Raw genomic sequence first — 21,113 nt, forward strand, 5'->3', positions numbered from 1 at the left:
AGCGCATTTTCAGGCAAATTTGCCTTCTCCCCGCGGCGGGTGGCCAAGCAAGCGTCCAGGATTGCGGTTTTGGATGAATTTCCGGGCCCGGATGTCGGTCCACGGTGTTTTTCTGCCCTGGGGAAGGCCCTGCTTTGTCGCTTGAGCGACAGGGCTTGTGCAAGGGCGCCAACCAGAATGCTTGGCAGCGGGTGGGCCGGCCCAAGAATGGCCACCTCAAGTTCAACCCCTGCTTCAAGACTCGGAGATCGATTTGATGGATGCAAGCCCAAGGCCTGACGCCGCTCTTTCCCCTCAATCCATCGCCCAGCGCAGCCATTGGCCGCGGCGCCTGCCGCGTCGGCTGGAGATCCCTCGCACCTCGCTCTGGTTCAATCTGGAGGTGGCGGCCGCGCGCTATCCCGACAAGGCGGCGACCATTTTCTGCGGCCAAACCATCAGCTATGCCGAGCTCAAGGCCCAGGCCGAGCGCCTCGCCGCCTGGCTGCAGGCCCAGGGTGTGGGCGCGGGCGATCGCGTCGCCTTGTTCATGCAGAACTGCCCGCAATACATCGTGGGTTTTTATGCGGTCAACCGTGCCAATGCGGTGCTGGTGCCGGTCAACCCCATGAATCGCGCCGAGGAGTTCGGCCACTACATCAGCGACCCCGAGACCAAGGTCGTGCTGTGCAGCGCCGAGCTGGCCGGCATCGTGGTGGCGGCCAACGAGGCTTTGCCGGCGGCGCAGCGCCTCAATGCCGTGTTGGTAACGCGTTATGCGGAAAGTCTGCCCTCGCAAGGGCTGGACCCGGCGCTGGGCGTGCCCGAGGCCTTGGCCCAGTTTCTGCAGGCCGATCCGCAGCTGCCCGAGGCCGCTTATCTGAGCCGCTGGACCGAGGCCCTGAGTCAGGATCTGCCCCTGGGCGCCCACACAGCGGGCCCCGATGATCTGGCCTTGCTGCCCTATACCTCGGGCACTACCGGCCTGCCCAAGGGCTGCATGCACAGCAATGCCACGCTGATGGCCAATGCCTGCGGCGGTGGCCTGTGGGGCTATGCCTCGCCCGAGTCCACCGGCCTGGCCGTGGTGCCCATGTTCCACATCACCGGCATGTTGTACGGGGTGCTGGGCCCTATCTACCAAGGCATGACCATGGTCATCATGCCGCGCTGGGACCGCGAGCTGGCCGGCCGCCTGATCTCACGCTACCGGGTGACGCACTGGACCTGCGTACCCACCATGATCATCGACCTTTTCGGCAGCCCGAATTACAAGTCTTTTGATCTGTCCAGCCTGATTTATCTCAGCGGCGGCGGGGCGGCCATGCCACAGGCCGTGGCCGAGCGTTTGCTGCAGGAGTTTGGCCTGACCTTTGCCGAGGGCTACGGCCTGACCGAGACGGCCGCACCCTCGCACGGCAACCCGCCGGAGCGGGCCAAGCTGCAATGCTTGGGCATTCCTATCTTCGGCGTGGATTCGCGCATCGTTGACCCGACGACTTTGCAGGAACTGCCCATCGGCGAGGTGGGTGAAATCATCACCCACGGCCCCATGGTCTTCAAGGGCTATTGGCGCCAGCCGGCAGCCACCGAGGCGGCGTTTGTGCAGATCGAGGGCAAGGCCTTCTTCCGCACCGGCGATCTGGGCCGCATGGACGAGGAGGGCTACTTCTTCATCACCGACCGGCTCAAACGCATGATCAATGCCAGCGGCTACAAGGTATGGCCCTCGGAGGTGGAAATGCTGCTCTACAAGCACCCGGCGGTGCAGGAGGCGTGCATCATCGCGGCCAAGGATGCCTACCGTGGCGAGACGGTCAAGGCCATCGTGGTGCTGCGGGCCGAGGCCAAGGGCCAGACCAGCGAGCAAGACATCATTGATTGGGCGCGCGAGCACATGGCCATGTACAAGGCGCCCAAGCTTGTGCAGTTCGTGGAGGCCCTGCCCAAGTCCGGCTCGGGCAAGGTGATGTGGCGCTTGCTGCAGGAAAAAGAAGAAAACTAAAAGCTCGAATTCGGCCCGGCGAGAAAGGCTTCTTCCTCGGCCGTGGAGGGCCGGCCGAGGATGGCGTTGCGATGCGGGAAGCGGCCAAAGCGCTCGACCACGACCTGGTGCTTGCGGGCATAGTCCAGCGCGCCTTCCAGGCGGGGGTCAAGTCTTGCCAGGGCCTCGAACTCCTGCACGCAACGTGCTTGCAGCGCGGGGTTTTCGGCATGCTCCAGGGGCATCAAGGCAAACCACTGTTGCAAGGGCTGCAGGCCGGCAAATGCGGCGCTGTCGTCCAAGAGTGCCAGGGCTTCGCTGAGGGCCTGTGGGTCGCCGGCAAAGCTCCGCGCCTGGCCACGGAAGTGGTTGCGGGTGAATTGGTCTAGCACCACGATGCGGGCCAGGCGTCCAAGGGCGCTGGCTCGCCAGTCCTGCAAGCCGCCGCTCAGGGCGCTGTCGATCAAATCACCGAAGCGCTGGCCAATCTCGGCATCGGTGCTCTCGCTCTTGGTGAACCAGAGGGCGCGAATCTGGCCTTCCTCGGCGCTGCCCATGGCGCCAAACCAGTAGTTGAGTACCTGCTGGGCCGGGCGCGGCAGTGTCAAACGCTGCCAGCGTGGCTGGCGCTTCAGATAGGCCGCCACATAGCTGCAACTGGGCCGCAGCTGCCAGCCGTCCTGGCCGGCCAGCCATTGCAAGCCGTGCTCGACCAGCTTGGCGGCCAAGCCGCGGCCTTGCAAGGCCGGATCTACACCGGTGTGGTGGAAGTCGATCTGATCGCCGCGCTGGAGATAGTCCAGCTCGATGGGGTGGCCATCCACCAAGGCGTGGAAACGGCCGCGCCCCTCGGCGCTGCGGCTGTGCTGAATCTGCGGCTCGTCGTTCATGCGGGGCTTTCTACTTGATCAGCGTTTCAGCTGCTGCCACAGATAGGCATATTCCATGGCCTGCAAGGTGGCGCGCTGCTCGTTATCGGCCGCGCCGCCATGGCCGCCTTCGATGTTCTCGTAATAGAGCAGATCATGACCTTGCGACTGCATCAGGGCCGCCATTTTGCGGGCGTGCGCTGGGTGGACGCGGTCATCACGGGTCGAGGTGGTGAACAGCACCTTGGGATATTTCACGCTTTTCTTGACGTTCTGGTAGGGGCTGTATTTGCGGATGAAGTCCCATTCCTCGGCCTTGTCCGGGTCGCCGTACTCGGCCATCCAGGAGGCACCCGCCAGGAGCTTGTGATAGCGGCTCATGTCCAGCAAGGGCACCTGGCAGACCACGGCGTTGAAGAGATCGGGGCGCTGCACAAAAGTGGCGCCGACCAGCAGGCCGCCATTGCTGCCGCCCATGATGCCCAGATGCTTGGGCGAGCTGATTTTCCGCTTGACCAGGTCCTCGGCCACGGCGATGAAGTCCTCGTAGCTGCGCTGCTTGTTTTCCTTCACCGCCGCCTGGTGCCAGTTGGGGCCGAACTCGCCGCCGCCACGGATATTGGCCAGCACGAAAACGCCGCCGCGTCCATACCAGGCACGACCGAAGCCGCCCGAGTACCAGGGCCGCATCGAGGCCTCGAAGCCGCCATAGCCGTAGAGCAGGGTGGGGTTCTTGCCGTCCAGCTTGACGCCCGGGGGCGAGACCACGAAATAGGGCACGCGGGTGCCGTCCTTGCTGGTCGCGAAGAACTGCTCGGCCTTCATGCCGCCGGCATTGAACTTGGGTTCGCGGGCCTTGAGCACTTGGCGCTCATCATTGCCGGCCTGGGCCAGATACAAGGTGTCGGGCGTCAGAAAGTCGGCGTAGTTGACGATGTAGCGGTCTGCCAGTTCGTCCTTGGGCAGCTCGCTGTCGTAGAGGCTGGCCACGCTCAGAGCGCCGGGGAAGGGCGCCTGGATCTTGCGGTGGCTGGGTTTGTCCCCGCTGAAGTTCCATTCCTCCAGCCGGCTGGCGACCTGGTCGCTGATGTTCAGGATCAGATGCTGGCGCGTCACCGTGTAGCCGGCCAGGGAGCGGGTGGCCGTGGGGCTGAACAAGGTGTCGAACTTGCGTTCACCCTTCAAGAAGGCGGCCGTGTCGACCAGCAGCAGGGCGCCGGCTGGATAGCTTTGCCCGCCGGCCTGCCAATCCTTGCGCGGCTGCAAGAGCAGGCGCGAACCCCAGAAATTGGCCTGCACATCGCTGGGCAGGTCCAGCTTCACAAGCTTGCCGTCTTGCAAGAGGAAGGCGGCCTGGTTGTAAAAGTCCAGGGCGCGGCTGAACAGGGTGTGCTCATGGCCGGGTGTGCGATCGACGTAGACGCTGGCCGCCACGTCCTGGGCCTCACCCTCGAACACGATCTTGGCCTCGCCAAGCGGCGTGCCGCGCTGCCAGCGCTTGATGACGCGGGGGTAGCCCGAGTCGGTCAGCGAGCCGGGGCCGAAATCGGTGCCCACATAGACCGTGTTCTCGTCCGCCCACACCACTTCCGACTTGGCCTCTGGCAAGCTGAAGCCCTCAGGCACAAACTGTTTGCTCTGGGTGTCGAATTCGCGCACCACCGTGGCATCGGCGCCGCCGCGCGAGAGCGAAACCAGGCAGCGCCGGTAGTCGGGGGCCAGGCATTGGGCGCCGCCAAACACCCAGTTTTCCTTCTCGGCCGCGCCCAGGGCGTCCAGATCTAGCACCGTCTCCCACTGGGGTTCGGCTCTTTGGTATTCGGCCAGGCTGGCGCGGCGCCACAGGCCGCGTTTGTGCTGCTCGTCCTGCCAGAGGTTGTAGAGCCAGGGCCCCATGCGGCGCACCTGGGGGATGCGATCCTTGGCGTTCAAGATCTCGACCAAGTCCTTGCGCAAGCCCTTGTACTCGGGGCGTGATTGCAGCAGCTTGGTGCTCTGGGCATTGCGTTCTCGCACCCAGGCCAGGGCGCGCTCGCCCTGTACCTCTTCCAGCCAACGGAAAGGGTCTTCCGTTGCGATGGTGCTGGCACTGGTGCTGTTGCCGATTTTGGCCTGGGCCATGAGGGTCTCCGTGGGCAGCATTTGCAGGCACAGGGTGGCCAGACTGGCCAGGCCCAGACGGCCGATGGTTTGGGTGCGAGAGGGGGTGGTCATTCCTGGGAGCGTTTGAGCGCGATCGGGTTGATTTCCAGCGAATCCTCGGCAGTCGACACATAGATGCCGCCGTCCTGCACGGTCACCTGCAACTGCATGCTGCGCTGGGCCAATTTCGCCAGCGATTGTGATTGCTCGGCCGGGATCTGCCAGACGGACAAACGCGGAGCGCGCGTCAGCTTGGATTCGATATTCGCCCACCAGATCGGCGTGCTGTAGGCATAGCCGTAGACGCTGACCCGCTCCGAGCGGCCGTGGGCCTTGAGCAGGCGGCGCTCGTCGGGCTGGCCCAGGTCGATCCAGTGCAGGATGTCGCCGGTCAGGTCGCGCTGCCACAGCTCGGGCTCATCGGCATCGGCCAGGCCCTTGCTCAGCTCCAGGCGGCCGCGCAAATCGTCGGCGGGCACATTGAGGGCGAAGGCCAGGATGCGAATCATCATGCGCTCGTCGGTCTCGGAAGGCTGGCGGGCGATGGTCAGATTGTGTTCGCCGTAGACATTGCGGTCCATGTCGGCGATCTGGATTTGGGCTTTGTGTATGGTGGCTTTGATGGCCATGGGGCTGAGCTCGTCTTTGTTCTGTTCGCCACCCGGGCGGGGCGGAAGTGGCGGGATTATCGGCGCAGCCTGCATTCGTCCGGCCCGGGCTGAGGGACAATCCAGCGCTTCCAACCCAAAGCAGCCGCAGGCGTCCCTCCCCATGAGCATGAAGAAAACCGATCTCGACCGCCTCGCCGGCCTCAAACTCGACACGCAGATGCGTGGCGCCCCCATCCCCGGCCGCTTTGGCCAGGGCGCGGCCCAGCTGCCCGATCGCAAGGAGCAGCGCCGCCTGGACAGTGCCGCCGGCCTGGTGCCCTTTGCCTGCAAGCTGCCGGCTGCGCTGGCGCAAAGCCTGCGCGAGCAAGCCGCCACGCACGAAGGCGGCATCAACGGCCTGGTGGCCGAACTGCTGCGCAAGGGCCAGTCCTGATCCCAGGCTTTCCTCATGCCGGCCAACGCGTGGCATGATGGGCGCCTCTTTTTCTGTCAGCGCTTGCTGGGCCCCCGGGGCCCGAGCGCATTCAGCCGAGTCTTTGCCATGAAACGTATCCTTCTCTCCCTCGCTTTGGCCGCTGCCTTGCCCGTTTTTGCCCAGTCCGGCTCCACGGTCAATCCCAATGCCAAGGTGGACCCCAAGAACAACAAGGTCGGCAAGCCCGTCGTTGAGAAGCCCAAGGTCAAGCTGATGACGCGCGACGAGCTGCGCCATTGCCTGGACTTGAACGACGCCAATGTCAAGGAAGCCCAGGCCATCAAGGACGGCCAGGCGGCTTACAAGCAGGAAAGCACCGACCTGCGCAACGAAAAAGATGCGCTGACCAAGGAAGAAGAGGCCTACACGGCCAATGTGGCCGAGTTGAAGAAAGAGCGCGAAGCCATTCTGAAAATGAATGAGGACATCAAGGCCGCCGCGCCCAAGATGAGCAAGGAAGAGCTGGACGCCAAGCGCAAGGAATACGAAGCGCGTGCCGCCAAGTTCGACGCCAGCGCCGGCCCCGTGATCGAGAGCGGCAAGGCCCTGGAAGGCAAGCGCAAGGTCTTCAGCGACAAGGTCGACAAGTTCAACGCCAGCTTCAAGGTGCTGGAAGACCGCACCGAAGCCCATCTGGACAAGATGGACGCCTGGAAGGCCGAATGCAGCAACAAGTCCTATGACGAGGCGGACGAAGCCGCCGTCAAGAAGGAGCGCGCGGCCGCCGGCAAGTAAAGCCTGCCCGCCAGACTCCCCGGGGCGCCACGCTGTGAAAGGCTGGCGCCCTTTGTTTTTTCGGGATCGTTTTCTCTGCCCCTTTTTTTCTGAACTGAAAGCAGCTACCCCATGAGCTCGGTGACTTCTCTGAACCCCTTGTTGCAGGACTGGACCGGTCCTTACGGCTTGCCGCCTTTTGCCGAGATCACGGCCGCCCATTTCCTGCCGGCTTTTGAGCAGGCGATTGCCCAGCACCGCGCCGAGTTGGACGCCATCGCGGCCCAGACCGATGCCCCCAGCTTCGCCAACACCCTGGCCAGCTTCGACCGCAGCGGCCGCCTGCTGACGCGCCTGGAGTCGCTGTTCTACAGCCTGGCCGCTTCAGCGACCTCGCCCGAATTGCAAGCCACCCAGCGCGCCTTGGCGGGCCCCTTGGCCGCGCACAATAGCTGGACCTATATGCATGAGGGTCTGTTCAAACGGGTGGATGCCTTGTTTCAGCAGCGCCAGGCGCTCGGCCTGGACTCGCAAGCCCTGCGTTTGCTGGAGCGGGTGCATCTGGACTTTGTGCGCGCCGGGGCCAAATTGGCTGCTGCCGAACAAAAGCGTTATGCCCAGGTGATGGAGCGTCTGGCCGAGCTGAACACCCAGTTCGCTCAAAACGTGTTGGCCGATGAAACCGGCTACCAGCTCTTGCTGCAGGGCGAGGCCGACATCGCCGGCCTGCCGGACTTTCTGCTGGCCGCCGCCGCCCAGGCGGCCAGCGATCGCGGTCTGCCTGCAGGCAGTCGGGTGATCACCTTGTCGCGCTCCCTGATCGTGCCCTTTCTGACCTTTAGCGAGCGCCGTGATCTGCGCGAGCAGGCCTGGCGCGCCTGGGTGGGCCGGGGTGAGAACGCGGGTGCTACCGACAACCGCGCCGTGGCCCAGGAGATCCTGACGCTGCGCAATGAGCAGGCCCGCCTGCATGGCCATGCTTGCTATGCCGACTACGCCTTGGCCGACACCATGGCCGGCAGCCGCGCGGCCGTCGCCGGCCTGCTCTCGCAGGTCTGGGAGCCCGCCAAGACCGCCGCCGCTGCCGAGCAAGCGGCGCTGGAGGCCATGATGCAAAGCCTGGGTCATGCCCTGCCTCTGCAGGCCTGGGACTGGCGCTTCTACGCCGAGAAAGTCCGCAAGGCCCAGTACGATCTGGACGAGGCCGAGGTCAAGCCCTACTTCCCTCTGGACGCCATGGTGCAGGCCTTGTTCGACTGCGCCGGTCGTCTGTTTGGCCTGCGTTTCGAGGCGAGACCTGAGGTGGCGGCCTACCACCCCGATGTGCTGGTCTACGAGGTGCAGGACGCCGACGGCCGCTTGCGCGGCATCTTTTTGCACGACAACTTCGCGCGCAGCATCAAGCGCAGCGGTGCCTGGATGAATGCCCTGCGCCTGCAGGCCCGCAACGGACTGGACTGCCTGCCCATCATCCTGAACAACAACAATTTCGCCAAAGGCGCGGCCGGCCAGCCCACGCTCCTGAGCTTTGACGACACCCGCACCCTGTTCCATGAATTCGGCCATGGTTTGCACGGCCTGCTGTCTGACGTCGAATTTGAGCGGCTCTCGGGCACTCAGGTGCTGCGCGATTTTGTGGAGCTGCCCTCGCAGCTGTTCGAGCACTGGATGGCCGACCCAGCGGTGCTCAAGAAACACGCCCGCCACTACCAGACCGGCGAAGCGATTCCCGATGCCTTGCTGGCCAAGCTCAAGGCCGCGGCGCTGTTCAACCAGGGCTATGAAACGGTGCGTTACACCGCCAGCGCCCTGGTGGACCTGGCCGCTCACTCGCTGACCGAGGCCGAGGGCCCCGCGGTGGTGGACTTCGAGGCCAAGACCATGGCGGCCTACGGCCTGCCGGCAGCGGTGGGCATGAACCATCGCATGACGCATTTCCAGCATCTGTTCTCGGGCAGTTCTTACGCTGCGGGTTACTACGTGTACCTGTGGGCCGAGGTGCTGGAGGCCGATGGCTTTGAGGCCTTTGTGGAAGCGGGCGATATCTTCGATGCGGGCGTGGCCAAGCGTCTGCGCGACTGTATCTACTCGACCGGCAATAGCCGCGAGCCGGGGGAAGCGTTTCGGGCCTTCCGTGGCCGCGACGCGGTGGTGGGCCCCATGCTCAAGAGCCGAGGTCTGCTGCCCGCTTGAGCGGGTTTAACCGATAGGAGTAGGGTGATGGAGAAGCAAACGGGCAGGGGCAAATTTGCCCTGGTCACCGGCGCCGGATCCGGCATTGGCCGGGCGACGGCGCTGGGCTTGGCGGGGGCGGGTTACCGGCTCGCGCTGGTGGGGCGACGCGCCGAGGCCTTGCAGGAGACGGCCGAGCTGATCGAGCGTGCCCATGGCCTGGGCTTGAGCCTGGTTCAGGTCTGCGACGTCAGCCTTGCTGCCGAGGTGGCGCAGCTCTTTGAGCGCATCGCCCGCGAGTTCGGCCGCCTTGACTTGCTCTTCAATAACGCGGGCCTCGCCGCCCCCGCCATTCCCATCGATGAGCTGAGTTTTGAGCAGTGGCAGGCGGTGATCAACGTCAATCTGAGCGGCAGTTTTTTGTGCGCCCAGGCGGCCTTCAAGCTGATGAAGACGCAGACGCCGCGCGGTGGCCGCATCATCAACAACGGCTCCATCTCCGCTCATGCGCCGCGCCCCAATTCCGCGCCTTACACGGCCAGCAAACACGCGATCACCGGCTTGACCAAGAGCTTGTCGCTCGATGGCCGGGCTTTCGATATCGCCTGCGGTCAATTGGATCTGGGCAATGCCCTGACCGAGATGGCCCAGCCCATGACCCGCGGCGTGCGCCAGGCCAATGGGGAAATTGCGGTGGAGGCCACCATGGACCTGGCCCATGCGGTCAGTGCCGTGCTCTATATGGCCAGCCTGCCCCTGAGCGCCAATGTGCAGACCATGACGGTCATGGCCACCACCATGCCTTTTGTAGGGCGGGGTTGAAAACTCGGGCTTCGCCCTCAATCTATGGCGATCCGGGCTTGCGCGGGCTTTGATTTGAGAAGGGATTGTTGATGATTTCTGCGTTTTTCTCCCTGCTGTCCCGCCTGGTGCTGACCGTGGCCTCGGTACTGCTGGTGTTGGCGCTGCTGGTGCTGGCCCTGTTTACCATGATTGGCCTCTTGCTGTGGAGCTTGGTGCGCGGGCGCAAGCCGGTGCTGGACCTGTCCGGCTTCAAGCGTGCCCAGCAATTCCGCGCGGGACGACCCATGGGTGAGCGCGCCCGCCACACCGCGGTGAGCGATGTCGTCGATGTGGAAGCCCGCGAAGTCCCCGACGCCAAGTCTTGATTTGGGGTGCATGGTGTTGAAAGCTGCCGCTTTTCCCCTTGGTTGAGGGGGGGCTAGTGCACGCCGGCTTTGAAACGCCAACTAGTACCGCGACTCGCCGCAGCCGCTCCCTACACTGAACCCGTCCTATCCACCCGGCCAGGGGCCGACACAGGCCCAGCCTCGCAGCGCGGCCTGGGGTGATTGGAGTGTTAGGGAGTTGCGCTTTTTTTTGAAACGGCTTGTCGCGATGAAATCAAAGTCTTTGTTCGGGTCGCCCTTGAGCGTTCTGGCCTTGGCCCTAGCCGCCTTGGCTTCGGCTTCCGCAGGCGCTGCCAATCTGGTCAGCAACGGTAATTTCGAAGCCGGTTACGGCGGCTATATGCGCCCGGCGGACTGGAATTTGACGCCGCTGTCATTGGGCAGCATGGCCGGTGGCCTGGCCTCTTCGGCCGCCACAAGTGCCAGCAATTCGACGCTGTCCTTTGGCGGCGGTTGGGTCTTGGCGACCGACCCCGGCCCTAGCCCGGATGGTGGCAAATTCTTTTGGCTGGACTCGGACCCGCATTACAGCGGCACCATCTGGCAGAACATCACGGGCTTGCAAGTGGGCAAGTCCTACGAGGTCAGCTTCTTCCAAGCAGCCGGCATCAGCCAGGGCTACTTCCCCAGCATCGGCCATGCTTTCGATCAGACTTGGACGGTGAGCTTTGGCTCGGCCTCCAAGACCTCGGACGCCATGACCGTGGGCGCCAACAACTTCCAGGGCTATAACGCGCCCTCGACCGCCTGGCAAAAACAGACCATGGTCTTCACCGCCTCGGCCACCAGCCAGGTCTTGGGTTTCCTGGCGAACGGCCCCGCAGGCCTGCCTCCGATTGCCATGCTGGACGGCATCTCGGTCAACGCCGTCACCGCCGTGCCCGAACCCGCCAGTCTGGGCCTGATGGGCTTGGGCTTGGGCTTGGGCGTCGTCCTGCTGGCGCGCCGCCGCGTGAAGGCCAAGGCCTAAGTCGGCTGGCTTGCACAGCTTTTACAAAGTCAAAGGGCCCTGCGGGGCCCTTTGTTGTTTCTGTTGGTGTGGGCCGCCAAACTCAACGCAGCTGGCGCCAAAGTTTTTCGACTGGCGAGAGTTAGTCATCGCGACTTGCTCGAGTGCCACAAAAGGCGTGCCGAAGTCGGGAAACGCTTTCTAGGCGGTCAATTAGCCTTGGGAGTTGGAGTTTTTGATCCTTGGGAGGGGGCATTTCTTTAGTCAGCGGTGACAGCTCTGTGCCCATTGCGGGTTTTGGCCCGAGTTCACTCAACTCACGCAGTCGGCCAGGACCCGGCATCGAGATATGCCTGCTTCAAGGTTGCCGAGACAGATCGAATACAACGGGCATGTGATCGCTGTACGTCAACCAATGATCTGATGCTCCTACCTCGACGCGTTCGACCTGCCAGGACGGGCCGGTGAATCCGTAGTCGATGTGATATGGCTTGGACAGATGTCGATGCTGAAAATACGTCGGACGGGTCTCCAGTCCCTGTTCTTCATTTTGATGGCGGTGATAGCAACTTTGGAGTCCCATCCCAGCGAGTTCGCGGACCACATCAGAGTGATTCCACCAACGATCCCACTCATCCCAGATTTTGTTGGCGTTGAAGTCACCGACCGCCATGGCGCCAGCGCCCGCTTTGGGCACATAGCTGCCGCTAAGGCTTGGATCTGCTTAGCAAGCCAAGGCAACTATTTTGCTGCCCTACGGTTGCCTACTCTCTGATGCCGCTTGCAGCGGAGTCCTTCGTCAACCCCAGGGGCTGCAGCCATTGCCCGATCAAGTGCTCTGGGACCGGGGTATCGGTGCCGTAGTGCTGGGGCAGTTGGGCTGGCAGATAAAAGCTGCCGAAGATGCGGTCCACCCAGGGCAGCAGGGCGGCGTAGTTTTTGTTGAGCGTGGCCGGCCCGTCATTGGCGTGGTGCCAGTGGTGGAATGCGGGTGTGGCCACCAATTGCTCCAGCGGCCCAAAGCGCCAGCGCACATTGGCGTGCACGAAAAAGCCCCAGACCACGCCTAGCAAGAGCACGGCGATGGAGACCGCATCGCCACCCGCCGCCAGTGGATGCGCAAGACCGCTGATGTAGAGCGGCACATAGCCGCACAGGCGTTGGAACACCATATCAAAAGGATGGGCGCGGGTGTTGACCAGCCAGTCCATATCGGTGGCGCTGTGGTGCACGGCATGGAAGGGCCAGAGCCAGGGCACGGTGTGCATCAGGCGGTGGCCCCAGTAGAAGCCGATCTCACCCACCACCAAGGCCGCGGCGATCCGGGCGCCCAGCGGCAACTCGGCCACCCAGGCGTGCAGGCCGGTCGGCACCAGGCCGTGCAAGGCCAGGGCGAGCAAGCTCAGCAGGGGCGCCAGCACCAGGGCGGGCAGCAGGCCGTTGACGAAGTAGTGGCCTAGATCGGTGAGCCAGCCCTGGCGCAGCAGAGGCTGCTTGTGCGCGGCCCAAAGGCGTTCCAGAGGCAGGAAGACGAGGGCCAGCAAGAGCAGCCAGAGGCTGAGGCGAAGCAGGTCGGTGACCAGGGCTGGCAGGTTGGCGAGCATGGGCAGGAGTTCGGAGCGTGACTGAACTTCAGTATCTCGCCTGCACAGCCCAAACCGCCCCCCTCAATCAGGGCAAGCGAGACTTATGCCCGAGCAAGGCCAGCAAGGCTACCAACGCTTGGCCGTCAGCTCGGCCAGGATCTCGCCGTAGATGCGGTAACGGTTGGCACTGATCAGGCCGGCGTCCACCGCCTCGCGCACGCCGCAGCCCGGTTCGTGCTGGTGGGTGCAGTTGTAGAAGCGGCAATGGTCGGCATGGGCGTGCAGATCGGGCATCAAATGCGCCAGCTGGCTCGCTTCGACCTGGCGCACGCCAAACTCCTGGAAGCCGGGCGAGTCGATCAGGGCCGATTGGCGCTCGGCATCCACCCAGTACCACTGCGTCGTGGTGGTGGTGTGGCGGCCGGAGTTCAGGGCCACCGAGATATCGCCCACCTGGGCCTTGGCATCGGGGATCAAGAGATTGATCAGCGTGCTTTTGCCGGTGCCGCTGGGGCCCATCACAAAGCTGCGTTTGCCGGTCAGCCAGGGGGTGAGCTTGGCAATGGATTCCTCGGGCTGCGCTTTGAGGGCGATCTCCATCATGTTCAGGCCCATGGCCTGGTAGGGCTTCAGGCGCTCGCGGGCCGATTCGGTGCCGGGTAGATCGGTTTTGTTCAGGGCGATGGTGGTGTGGATGCCGGCGGCCTCGGCCGCGATCAGGGCGCGGCAGAGCTGGCTTTCGCTGAAGACTGGCTCCACGGCGACCAGGATCAGCAACTGATCCACATTGGCGGCAAAGCTCTTGGTCTTCCATTCGTCCTGGCGGAAGAGCAGATTGCGGCGCGGCTCCACCGCCTCGATCACACCCTCGTCCGAACCGCTGGGCGCCCAGCGCACCTCGTCGCCCACCACGCAATCGCTCTTCTTGCCGCGCGGATGGCAGACCCGGCGCTGGCCATCGCTGTCTTCCACGATGTAGTGGCGGCCGTGGCCGCGCACCACCAGGCCCAGATCGAGTTCGCCAAAGCGACTCATGCGGCCGTGGCCTCAGGCAGGGCTGACACCTGGGCGGCGCAGATGAAGTCGTTGGGCGTCAAGCCCCCGGCCGAATGCGTGCTGTAGCGCAGGGTGCAGGCGCCGAAGCTGACGATCAGATCGGGGTGATGGTCCTGGCCATGGGCGATCTCGGCCACAGCGTTGACGAAGGCCATGGTTTGGTAGAAGTTGTCGAAAGCAAAGCTCGACTCGATGGCCGGTGGTAGATCGTCATACTTCACCGGCTTCCAGCCCGGCACCAGGGCCAGCCAGGTGGGCAGCTCGGTGTCGGTCAGGGCCGTGGTCTGCGGCTGGCATTGGGCGGTCAAAAGGTTCAGGGAAGACATGGTGTCGAATTCAGTTGTTCGAGGTTTGCAAAGCCGCCAGCCGCTCACTGGCCGGCGGGTGCGAATAGTAGAAGCGGGCGTACACCGGATCGGGGGTCAGCGTCCCCGCATTGTCCTCGTGCAGCTTGAGCAGGGCCGAGGCCAGATCGGCGCCGCTGGCCTGGGCGCAGGCATAGGCGTCGGCCTGGAACTCGTCGCGGCGTGAGAAATAGCTGGCCAGCGGGGTGAAGAAAAAGCTGAACACCGGCAGCACCAGCAAGAAGAGCAAGAGCGCCAGGGCATCGTTGGGCGCCGCCATATTGGGCTCCACATTGAAGGCCAGATAGAAGGACGCCTGGCGCGACAGCCAGCCCAGCAGGGCAAAGGCCGCGAGGCTCAAGCCAAACATCACGATCATGCGCTTGGTGACATGCTTGTGCTTGAAGTGGCCCAGCTCATGGGCCAGCACGGCCTCCACCTCGGGGCCGTTGAGGCGGGCCAGCAAGGTGTCAAAAAACACCACCCGCTTGGCCGGGCCAAAGCCGGTGAAGTAGGCGTTGCCGTGGGAAGAGCGGCGGCTGCCGTCCATCACGAACAAGCCCTTGGCCGCGAAGCCGCAGCGCTGCATCAGTGCTTCAACGCGGGCGCGCAGGCCCTCATGGCTGTCGTCAGACAGGGGCTCGAACTTGTTGAAGAGCGGGGCAATCACCGTGGGGTAGAGCACCAGGATCAAGACATTGAAGCCCATCCAAGCGCCCCAGGCCCACAGCCACCAATAGGCGCCGGCCGCGCCCATCAGCCAAAGAATCAGGGCGGCGATGGGCAGGCCGATCAGCGCGCCGACCAGGGCGCCCTTGAGTGCGTCGGCGATATACATCTTCCAGGTGATGCGGTTGAAGCCGAAGCGCTGCTCCAGACAGAAAGTGTTGTAGAGCTCCCAAGGCAGGTCCAGCAGGGCACCGATCAAGGTGAAGGCCACCAGCAGGCTCAGCTGGTAAGTCATGCCGCCGAAGTGCGAGGCACCCGATTCAAGCAGGCCTTGGTTGAGCAGCTGGAGCCCGCCCAGCAAGGTCCAGCCCAGCAAGACCACCGTGCCAAAAGCCAGACTCAGCAAGCCAAAGCGGCTGCGGGCAATCGTGTAGTCGGCCGCTTTTTGATGGGCGCTGAGCGGCACCACCTTGGCAAAGGGCTCGGGCACCTGGTCACGGTGCTGGGCCACATAGCGAACCTGGCGGTTGTTGAGCCAGAACTTGGTGGCTAGGCTGACCACAATGGCCAGGGCAAAGGCCACGGCCAAAATCTGCGGGTTCAAAGAAAAGGTAGAAAGGCTTGAGAGCATGGGCTGAAGTGTAGGGCTGCGACAATAGCGCCCATTCAAAGTCCATTGATTCACGCACACATGAGCACGACCTCCGAAACCTTGCCTGTCTCCACGCCCACCCTGGCCCTGCACGAGCAGAACCTGATCTGGATCGATCTGGAAATGACCGGCCTCTACCCGGACCGTGATCGCATCATCGAGATCGCTGTGGTCGTGACCGATGCGCAGCTCAATGTGCGGGTGGAAGGCCCCGTCTTCGCCATCCACCAGAGCGACGAAACCCTGGACAAGATGGATGCCTGGAACAAGGGCACCCATGGCAAGAGCGGCCTGATTGACCGCGTCAAGGCCTCGACCATCACCGAGGACGAGGCCGTGGCCCAGACCATCGCCTTCCTCAAGCAATATGTGCCAGCCGGCAAGTCGCCCATGTGCGGCAACAGCATCTGCCAGGACCGCCGCTTCCTGGCCAACTACATGCCCAAGCTGGAAGAGTTCTTCCACTACCGCAATCTGGACGTGTCCACCTTGAAGGAGTTGGCACGCCGCTGGAAGCCGGAGATTCTGGACGGCTTTAAAAAAGCGCAGGCCCACACGGCCCTGGCCGACATCACCGAGTCCATCGACGAGCTGGCCTACTACCGCGAGCATTTCCTGAGCCTCTGATTCTTTTCTTCTGTTTCCGTGCCTGATGTGAACAAGAAGGTCTCAAGCCTGCAAGCGGCCTTCGATTTCCCGCGCCACCCCCTGGCGCGCGAAGACGGTGAGCGCGTGCGGGGTGCCTTCTATCAGCCACCCAGCCGGGTCTTGCGGGCCCAGCAGGCCAGCGAGGTGGCGGCCGTGCTGGACGCGGCCCACCAAGCCGCCCGCGCCGGTGCCTGGGTGTTGGGGGGCTTGCGTTACGAGGCCGCCTCAGCCTTTGACCCGGCCTTGCAAAGCCATGCCTGCCAAGGTCCGCTGGCCGAATTCGCCGTCTTCGAGTGCGAGCCTGAGCCCTGGCCGGATTTGACCGAGCCCGAGGGCGGCGGCTTGCTGAGTGGCGCTTGGTCCGACAGCCAGCTTGAGTTGCATGAGTGTGCGCAAATCGAACGCATCCGTGAGTGGATTCGCGCCGGCGATTGCTACCAGGTCAATCTGACCACCCGGCTGCAGGCCGAGAGCGCTGGCGTCGATCTGGCGGATTATTTCCTGGCCCTGCATCGCGGCCAACCGGGCGGGTTCTCTTTGTTCCTGCGCGAGCAAGGCGTGGCCAGTGTCTCGCCCGAGTTGTTCTTCGATTGGCGGCCGGTGCCCGATGCCGCCACGGCCTGGCTGCTGGCGGCCCAGCCCATGAAGGGCACGGCCGCGCGTGGCCGCGATGTGGTGGAAGATGAGGCGGCCCAAGCCCATCTGCGCACCAGCGAAAAAGAGCGGGCCGAGAACCTGATGATCGTGGACCTGCTGCGCAACGATATGAGCCGGGTCGCCCAGCTGGGCACTGTGCGGGTGCCGCGCTTGTTTGAGCTGCATGCCTTGCCCACGGTCTGGCAGATGACCTCGACGGTGACGGCGGTGAGCGCGCCGCGCCTGACGCTGTCGGCGATCTTTAAAGCCCTGTTTCCCTGCGGCTCGGTCACCGGCGCGCCCAAGATTCGCGCCATGCAAATCATCCGTGAGCTGGAGCCGCAGGCGCGCGGCTGGTATTGCGGTGCCTTGGGGCTTTTGCAGCCTGGCGGCGTTGCGAGCTTCAATGTGCCGATACGTACGGTGGAGCAGCGCGGCCCCGAGTGCTTGCAAGTGGGCGTGGGCAGCGCCATCACCTTGGACTCCGAAGCCACTGCCGAGGTGGCCGAATGGCGGGCCAAGGCGCGCTTTTTGCTGCGTGCGCAAGCCCCCATCTCGGCGCTGGAAACCCTGCGCCTGGAAGACGGGCGCTATCTCAGACTGGCTCGCCATCTGGCTCGCCTGCAGCGCACGACGCAACACTTTGGCATCAAATTCTCCAGTGCTGATTTGCGCCAACAACTTGAAGGACTGGCGCAGAGCCAGGGGCCGGGCAGCTGGCGCGTCCGCATCACCGTGAGCCCGCAAGGCGCTGTGCAATTGCAGTGTTTCTCGCTGCCGGCCACCCCAATGTGCGTGATACTTGCGCTCGCGCCCAGCCCTATCGACACGCAGGGGCCAGGCGCCGAGTTCATTCAACACAAAACGACACGGCGCGAAGCCTATGAATTTTTTTCCAGCACGAAGCCGGCGCAAGCCTTCGACGTGCTGCTCTGGAATGCCGCTGAGGAGCTGACCGAATGCTCGTTCGGCAATGTGGCGCTGAAGATAGACGGCCGCTGGCTCACGCCCCGGCTGGAAGCAGGCCTGCTGCCCGGCGTCTACCGCGAGGAACTTCTGCAGCTTGGGACCCTGAGCGAGGCGCGCTTGCTGAAAAGCGATCTGGCCCGGGCCCAAGACCTTGCCTTTTTCAATAGCCTGCGCGGCTGGTGCCAAGCCAGCTTGCTCGCAGCGACGGATGGCGCGAGCGCTTGAACAGCGGCGCCGCTCGCCTCCCTAACCGAATCCTGATTGCATCCCATGGCTACAGCCTCAAAGAAGACCAGCGCGACACCCAAGGCCGCGCCCAAGAAAGTTGCCGCAAAAAAAGCGGCCTCTGTGAAGAGCAGCAAGCCCGAGGCTGTGCTTGAAGCGCAGCCCGTCAAGCCTGCGGCAAAAGCTACGGTGAAGGCTGCGGTGAAGGCTGCGGCCAAGAAGGTCGCCGCCAAGGCAGAGCACAAGGCTCAACCCAAAGCGCCTGCGGCCAAAAAGGCCAAGGTCGAGAAGCCCGCTGCTGCCGTCGAGGTCAAGGCGACTCCCGCAAAGAAGGCGAAAGCGGCGGCCAAGCCCGTCGTTCAGCCTGCTGAAGTGATTCAGCCAGTGGCCGCAGCCAAGCCGGCCAAGGCAGCGTCCAAGGCAGCGCCCAAGGCTAAGGCTGCCGCCAAAGCAGAGGCAAAGCCCGAGGCCAAGCCAAAGAAGGCGGCGGCCAAAGCCGTGGCTGAACCTGCGCCCCAGCCTGTCGCGAAGTCCGCCGCGAAGCCGGTTGCGAAACCCGTGGCAAAGACTGCCGCGAAGACGTCGACAAAGAGCGCTGGCGCGGCCAAGAAAGCCCTGGAAGAAGCCTCCAAGCGCGCGTTGACGTCGAGCGAGCGCGTGGTGGAAGCAGCGCCCAAAGTTGCGCCCAAAGCTGCAGCGAAAGCCCTAGCCAAAGCCGAGCCTGCCAAGCCTGCAAAAAAGCCCAAGGTCAGCAAAGCCGTTGAAGCGGCACAGCCTGTTGTGCCGCCGCCGACTCAAGTCGAAGCGAAGCCTGCCAAGCCGACTCAAGCAAAGGTTAAGGCCTCGCCCGCGCCGAGCAAGCCGGCTAAGGCTGCAGCCCCTGCACCCGCCGCCGCTGTTCAGGCAAAGCCAGCCCCGGCCCCGGCGTCCGTGCTTGCGGCCGAACCGCCTCGTTTCCGTTTGCAAGCGCAGACTGCCGGCGCGGTGCTGGGCGAGTACCGGGTGAGCGAGATTGATGAAGCCGGTGCGAGCTGGCGCGTGCAGGTGCTGGGCGCCCAGGCCATCGATTGCCGTTGCAACTGCGCGGCCTTTCCGCTCAGCGACCGTGGCAGCTGCGAGCACATCGCCTTCGCCCTGGCTCAGCTGCTGAGCCAGCCGAGTGCGGCCGAGGCCTTGCGCCGTGGCCCGCAGTTTGATTACAGCGAAGTCTTGCTGCGCTTTGGCGCTCGCCGCCAACTGCGCTGGCGCCAAGGCCATGGCTGCCCTTCGGTCGTGGCCGAGGCTGCCCAGGCCCTGACCGACGAGTCCGGCCGCTTGCGCGCCGAGGCGCCGGGTGCCCTGGCTCATCTGCTGCAAGTGGCGGCCGCGGCCGGCCATGAGCTGCGGGTAGAGGAGGGCGTGTGGCCGCTGCTGGCTCACAAGCGCGATGCCGGCCAGCGCGTGCTGCGTCTGGAGCAAAACTATCCGCAAGGCCTGGAAACGCCGGCGCTGCGCAATCTGCTCAAGCTGCCCCTGCCCATGTTCCAGCTGGAGGCGGCCTTGTTCGCCGTCAGCGCCGGCCGCAGCCTGCTGGCCGATGATCTGGGCCTGGGTTTGTATGCCCAAGCCCTGGGTGCCAGCGAGCTCTTCATGCGCCATTTCGGCGTCGAGCGGGTCTTGCTGCTGTGCGCCGAGTCGGCCCAGAGTCGTTGGCTGGCCGAGGCTCAGACCTTGAGTGGGCGCGCGGCGCAGATGGTCTGGGGCGATGCGCAAGCTCGTGCCGAGCAACTGGCCGATGGCCAGGCGCAGATCAAGATCTGCGCCAGCTCGGCCCTTGCTCAGGACTTGAGCCAGCTGCAGTCTTTTGCGCCCGAGCTGATCATCGTGGACGAGGCCGGTCGTTTGGACGCGCAGGCCCTGGCTGCCTTGAAGGTCTTGGAAGCCGCTCGTCCCGAACAAGGCTTTTTGCTGCTGCTGAGCGGCCAGATCTTGAGCGGCCAGCCCAAGGTCTTGCTGCCCTTGGTGGAGTTGCTGGATCAGCAGCGCAGCGGCCCTTACGCGCGCTTCCTGAGCTATCACGCCAGGCGCGATGCCGCCGGTCAGATCCAGGGCTTTGTGGGCCTGGATGCCTTGGACCAAACCCTGGAGCGACTGATGTTCAGCCGCAGCAAGGCCGAGTTGAGCCCTGTGCTGCCGCCCGCCCTGGTGCAGCTGCGCAGCGTGAGCCTGAGCCAGACGCAGCAAACGCTGCAGGCGAGGGCGCTGGCTGATCTGCGCCGTGGGGTGCAGCGCTGGGAGCGCAGCGACTATGTGTCGGACGCCGAGCAGCTGGCCTTGGCCCGCGCCGTGCAAAGCCTGCGCCGCCTGGCCATCAGCCCGCAGCTGATGGCGGCAGCGAGCGATGCGCCAGGCGATGCGGCAGGCGAGGTGCAGGCCGATGCGCCCAAGCTGGCGGCGGTGGCGGCAGTGTCGCGCGAGCTGCTGGGCTCGGCCGTGCAACGCCTGGTGGTGTTCTGCCAGTGGGACGACGCGCTGAGCCTGTTGGCCGCCCGCCTGCAGTCCCAGGGCTTCAAGTTCATGCAGCTGAGTGCTAACCAAGGTCTGGCCGAACGCCAGGCGCTGGCTCGCCGTTGGCGCGAAGACGAGCGGGTGCAGCTGCTGCTGATCAGCGATGCCGCTGCCGCCGGCCTGCAGCTCATCAATGAAGGCTCGGAGGCCAACCTGGGCCTGATCAATCTGGAGCTGCCTTGGAGCGAAGAGCTGCTGGGTCGTCGCCTGTCCGCCTTATGTGAGGAGAGCACGCGTGGTCTGCCGCTGATTCAGCTGCAAGCCCAACAAGGCCTGGAGCAGGCCATGTTGCAGGCCATGGATGTTTTGCCCGAGCTGCCCAAGTCCTGCCTGGATGGTGATGCCAGCCTGCAACTGCTGCAGGGCGAGGACCTGAGCGCCTGGATGCGGGCCCTGGCCCTGCTGTGCAGCCTGCTGCCGAAGTAATCACAGAGGCCGTCCCAAACGCTTTGAGCCTGGGTGCAAGACCGTCAGTCTGTGATGAGAATCACGCCCTGGCGGCCTGCTTGCATTTCGGCGCAAAGAAAAAGCTTTCCGTGAAAACCCTAGTGTGCTATAGTCATGGTCTTGCTTGGAGTGCAGTGTTCGTTTTCTAAACAGCTGTTGCTCTTGCATTTCGTACGTCTCCTCTGACCTCTGTTCAGGCCGCTGCCCAAGCGCTTCAAATTTGAAGCTTTGCGCGCAGTGACAAGATGA

At 64.1% G+C, this 21,113-nt stretch carries 18 protein-coding genes; 10 read left to right on the forward strand and 8 right to left on the reverse strand.

The window, feature by feature from the left end:
• Positions 1-256 precede the first annotated feature (256 nt).
• Positions 257-1,984 (forward strand): long-chain fatty acid--CoA ligase, encoded by a 1,728-nt coding sequence (locus tag DBR47_RS02605; protein ID WP_124446542.1) that lies wholly within the window; start codon positions 257-259, stop codon positions 1,982-1,984.
• Here the strand turns inward: DBR47_RS02605 and DBR47_RS02610 are convergent.
• The 3 genes from DBR47_RS02610 to DBR47_RS02620 form a co-directional block, all read right to left on the reverse strand.
• Positions 1,981-2,853 (reverse strand): DUF924 family protein, encoded by an 873-nt coding sequence (locus DBR47_RS02610; RefSeq protein WP_124446544.1) that lies wholly within the window; start codon positions 2,851-2,853, stop codon positions 1,981-1,983. The two genes, DBR47_RS02605 and DBR47_RS02610, sit on opposite strands and share 4 nt — an antisense overlap.
• Before the next feature lie 18 nt (positions 2,854-2,871).
• A complete protein-coding gene (locus tag DBR47_RS02615; protein ID WP_197046847.1) occupies positions 2,872-4,953 on the reverse strand; it encodes a prolyl oligopeptidase family serine peptidase in 2,082 nt (693 codons plus the stop codon).
• Between the two features lie 89 nt (positions 4,954-5,042).
• Complete coding sequence (locus DBR47_RS02620; RefSeq protein ID WP_124446546.1) at positions 5,043-5,603, reverse strand: YaeQ family protein; 561 nt, start codon at positions 5,601-5,603, stop codon at positions 5,043-5,045.
• 142 nt (positions 5,604-5,745) lie between these two features.
• Between DBR47_RS02620 and DBR47_RS02625 the strand changes: the two genes are divergently transcribed.
• The 6 genes from DBR47_RS02625 to DBR47_RS02650 all read left to right on the forward strand — a co-directional run bounded on the left by DBR47_RS02625 (position 5,746) and on the right by DBR47_RS02650 (position 11,106).
• On the forward strand, positions 5,746-6,018 hold the full coding sequence (locus DBR47_RS02625) for a hypothetical protein (protein ID WP_124446548.1): 273 nt from the start codon (positions 5,746-5,748) through the stop codon (positions 6,016-6,018).
• A 108-nt stretch (positions 6,019-6,126) separates the two neighbouring features.
• Positions 6,127-6,795: a hypothetical protein gene (locus DBR47_RS02630; RefSeq protein ID WP_124446550.1), complete on the forward strand. Its 669-nt coding sequence runs from the start codon at positions 6,127-6,129 to the stop codon at positions 6,793-6,795.
• Positions 6,796-6,906: 111 nt separating this feature from the next.
• A complete protein-coding gene (locus DBR47_RS02635) occupies positions 6,907-8,967 on the forward strand; it encodes a M3 family metallopeptidase (protein ID WP_124446552.1) in 2,061 nt (686 codons plus the stop codon).
• Positions 8,968-8,994: 27 nt separating this feature from the next.
• Entirely contained in the window at positions 8,995-9,768 is a 774-nt protein-coding gene (locus DBR47_RS02640; RefSeq protein ID WP_124446554.1) for an SDR family oxidoreductase, read from the forward strand.
• Positions 9,769-9,839: 71 nt separating this feature from the next.
• Entirely contained in the window at positions 9,840-10,115 is a 276-nt protein-coding gene (locus DBR47_RS02645) for a hypothetical protein (protein WP_124446556.1), read from the forward strand.
• 229 nt (positions 10,116-10,344) lie between these two features.
• Positions 10,345-11,106 (forward strand): PEP-CTERM sorting domain-containing protein, encoded by a 762-nt coding sequence (locus DBR47_RS02650; RefSeq protein ID WP_124446558.1) that lies wholly within the window; start codon positions 10,345-10,347, stop codon positions 11,104-11,106.
• A gap of 337 nt (positions 11,107-11,443) precedes the next feature.
• Here DBR47_RS02650 and DBR47_RS02655 read toward each other — a convergent pair whose 3' ends face one another.
• The 5 genes from DBR47_RS02655 to DBR47_RS02675 form a co-directional block, all read right to left on the reverse strand.
• Positions 11,444-11,758, reverse strand: coding sequence for a hypothetical protein (locus tag DBR47_RS02655; RefSeq protein ID WP_124446560.1), 315 nt, complete (start codon positions 11,756-11,758; stop codon positions 11,444-11,446).
• 91 nt (positions 11,759-11,849) lie between these two features.
• Positions 11,850-12,689, reverse strand: a complete 840-nt coding sequence (locus DBR47_RS02660; protein WP_124446562.1) for a sterol desaturase family protein — start codon at positions 12,687-12,689, stop codon at positions 11,850-11,852.
• A 108-nt stretch (positions 12,690-12,797) separates the two neighbouring features.
• Complete coding sequence (rsgA, locus tag DBR47_RS02665; RefSeq protein WP_124446564.1) at positions 12,798-13,706, reverse strand: ribosome small subunit-dependent GTPase A; 909 nt, start codon at positions 13,704-13,706, stop codon at positions 12,798-12,800.
• The gene (locus tag DBR47_RS02670) at positions 13,703-14,053 is read right to left on the reverse strand and encodes a 4a-hydroxytetrahydrobiopterin dehydratase (protein WP_124446566.1); all 351 of its coding nucleotides are present in this window, start codon (positions 14,051-14,053) and stop codon (positions 13,703-13,705) included. Before DBR47_RS02670 ends, rsgA begins: the two co-directional genes overlap by 4 nt.
• Positions 14,054-14,063: 10 nt before the next feature.
• The gene (locus DBR47_RS02675; protein WP_124446568.1) at positions 14,064-15,371 is read right to left on the reverse strand and encodes a M48 family metallopeptidase; all 1,308 of its coding nucleotides are present in this window, start codon (positions 15,369-15,371) and stop codon (positions 14,064-14,066) included.
• Positions 15,372-15,431: 60 nt separating this feature from the next.
• Between DBR47_RS02675 and orn the strand changes: the two genes are divergently transcribed.
• From orn to DBR47_RS02690, 3 genes are all read left to right on the forward strand, one after another.
• Positions 15,432-16,019 carry an oligoribonuclease gene (orn, locus tag DBR47_RS02680; RefSeq protein ID WP_124446571.1) on the forward strand — a complete coding sequence of 196 codons (588 nt, stop codon included), beginning with the start codon at positions 15,432-15,434 and terminating at the stop codon, positions 16,017-16,019.
• 27 nt (positions 16,020-16,046) lie between these two features.
• Positions 16,047-17,870, forward strand: coding sequence for a chorismate-binding protein (locus DBR47_RS02685; RefSeq protein ID WP_124446573.1), 1,824 nt, complete (start codon positions 16,047-16,049; stop codon positions 17,868-17,870).
• Positions 17,871-18,830: 960 nt separating this feature from the next.
• Positions 18,831-20,843 (forward strand): SNF2-related protein, encoded by a 2,013-nt coding sequence (locus DBR47_RS02690; protein ID WP_231512089.1) that lies wholly within the window; start codon positions 18,831-18,833, stop codon positions 20,841-20,843.
• The last annotated feature ends 270 nt before the right edge of the window (positions 20,844-21,113 follow it).

The sequence above is a fragment of the Paucibacter sp. KBW04 genome, from assembly GCF_003852425.1.
Taxonomy (GTDB): domain Bacteria; phylum Pseudomonadota; class Gammaproteobacteria; order Burkholderiales; family Burkholderiaceae_C; genus Paucibacter_A.

Bases quoted from the DNA above. Each gene is read 5' to 3' on its own strand.
- DBR47_RS02635 (WP_124446552.1), top strand. From the start codon at position 6,907: ATGAGCTCGGTGACTTCTCTGAACCCCTTGTTGCAGGACTGGACCGGT.
- DBR47_RS02605 (WP_124446542.1), top strand. From the start codon at position 257: ATGGATGCAAGCCCAAGGCCTGACGCCGCTCTTTCCCCTCAATCCATC.
- DBR47_RS02630 (WP_124446550.1), top strand. From the start codon at position 6,127: ATGAAACGTATCCTTCTCTCCCTCGCTTTGGCCGCTGCCTTGCCCGTT.
- DBR47_RS02655 (WP_124446560.1), bottom strand. From the start codon at position 11,758: ATGGCGGTCGGTGACTTCAACGCCAACAAAATCTGGGATGAGTGGGAT.
- DBR47_RS02640 (WP_124446554.1), top strand. From the start codon at position 8,995: ATGGAGAAGCAAACGGGCAGGGGCAAATTTGCCCTGGTCACCGGCGCC.
- rsgA (WP_124446564.1), bottom strand. From the start codon at position 13,706: ATGAGTCGCTTTGGCGAACTCGATCTGGGCCTGGTGGTGCGCGGCCAC.
- DBR47_RS02625 (WP_124446548.1), top strand. From the start codon at position 5,746: ATGAGCATGAAGAAAACCGATCTCGACCGCCTCGCCGGCCTCAAACTC.
- DBR47_RS02675 (WP_124446568.1), bottom strand. From the start codon at position 15,371: ATGCTCTCAAGCCTTTCTACCTTTTCTTTGAACCCGCAGATTTTGGCC.
- DBR47_RS02670 (WP_124446566.1), bottom strand. From the start codon at position 14,053: ATGTCTTCCCTGAACCTTTTGACCGCCCAATGCCAGCCGCAGACCACG.
- DBR47_RS02645 (WP_124446556.1), top strand. From the start codon at position 9,840: ATGATTTCTGCGTTTTTCTCCCTGCTGTCCCGCCTGGTGCTGACCGTG.
- DBR47_RS02620 (WP_124446546.1), bottom strand. From the start codon at position 5,603: ATGGCCATCAAAGCCACCATACACAAAGCCCAAATCCAGATCGCCGAC.
- DBR47_RS02615 (WP_197046847.1), bottom strand. From the start codon at position 4,953: ATGGCCCAGGCCAAAATCGGCAACAGCACCAGTGCCAGCACCATCGCA.
- DBR47_RS02650 (WP_124446558.1), top strand. From the start codon at position 10,345: ATGAAATCAAAGTCTTTGTTCGGGTCGCCCTTGAGCGTTCTGGCCTTG.
- DBR47_RS02610 (WP_124446544.1), bottom strand. From the start codon at position 2,853: ATGAACGACGAGCCGCAGATTCAGCACAGCCGCAGCGCCGAGGGGCGC.
- DBR47_RS02660 (WP_124446562.1), bottom strand. From the start codon at position 12,689: ATGCTCGCCAACCTGCCAGCCCTGGTCACCGACCTGCTTCGCCTCAGC.
- orn (WP_124446571.1), top strand. From the start codon at position 15,432: ATGAGCACGACCTCCGAAACCTTGCCTGTCTCCACGCCCACCCTGGCC.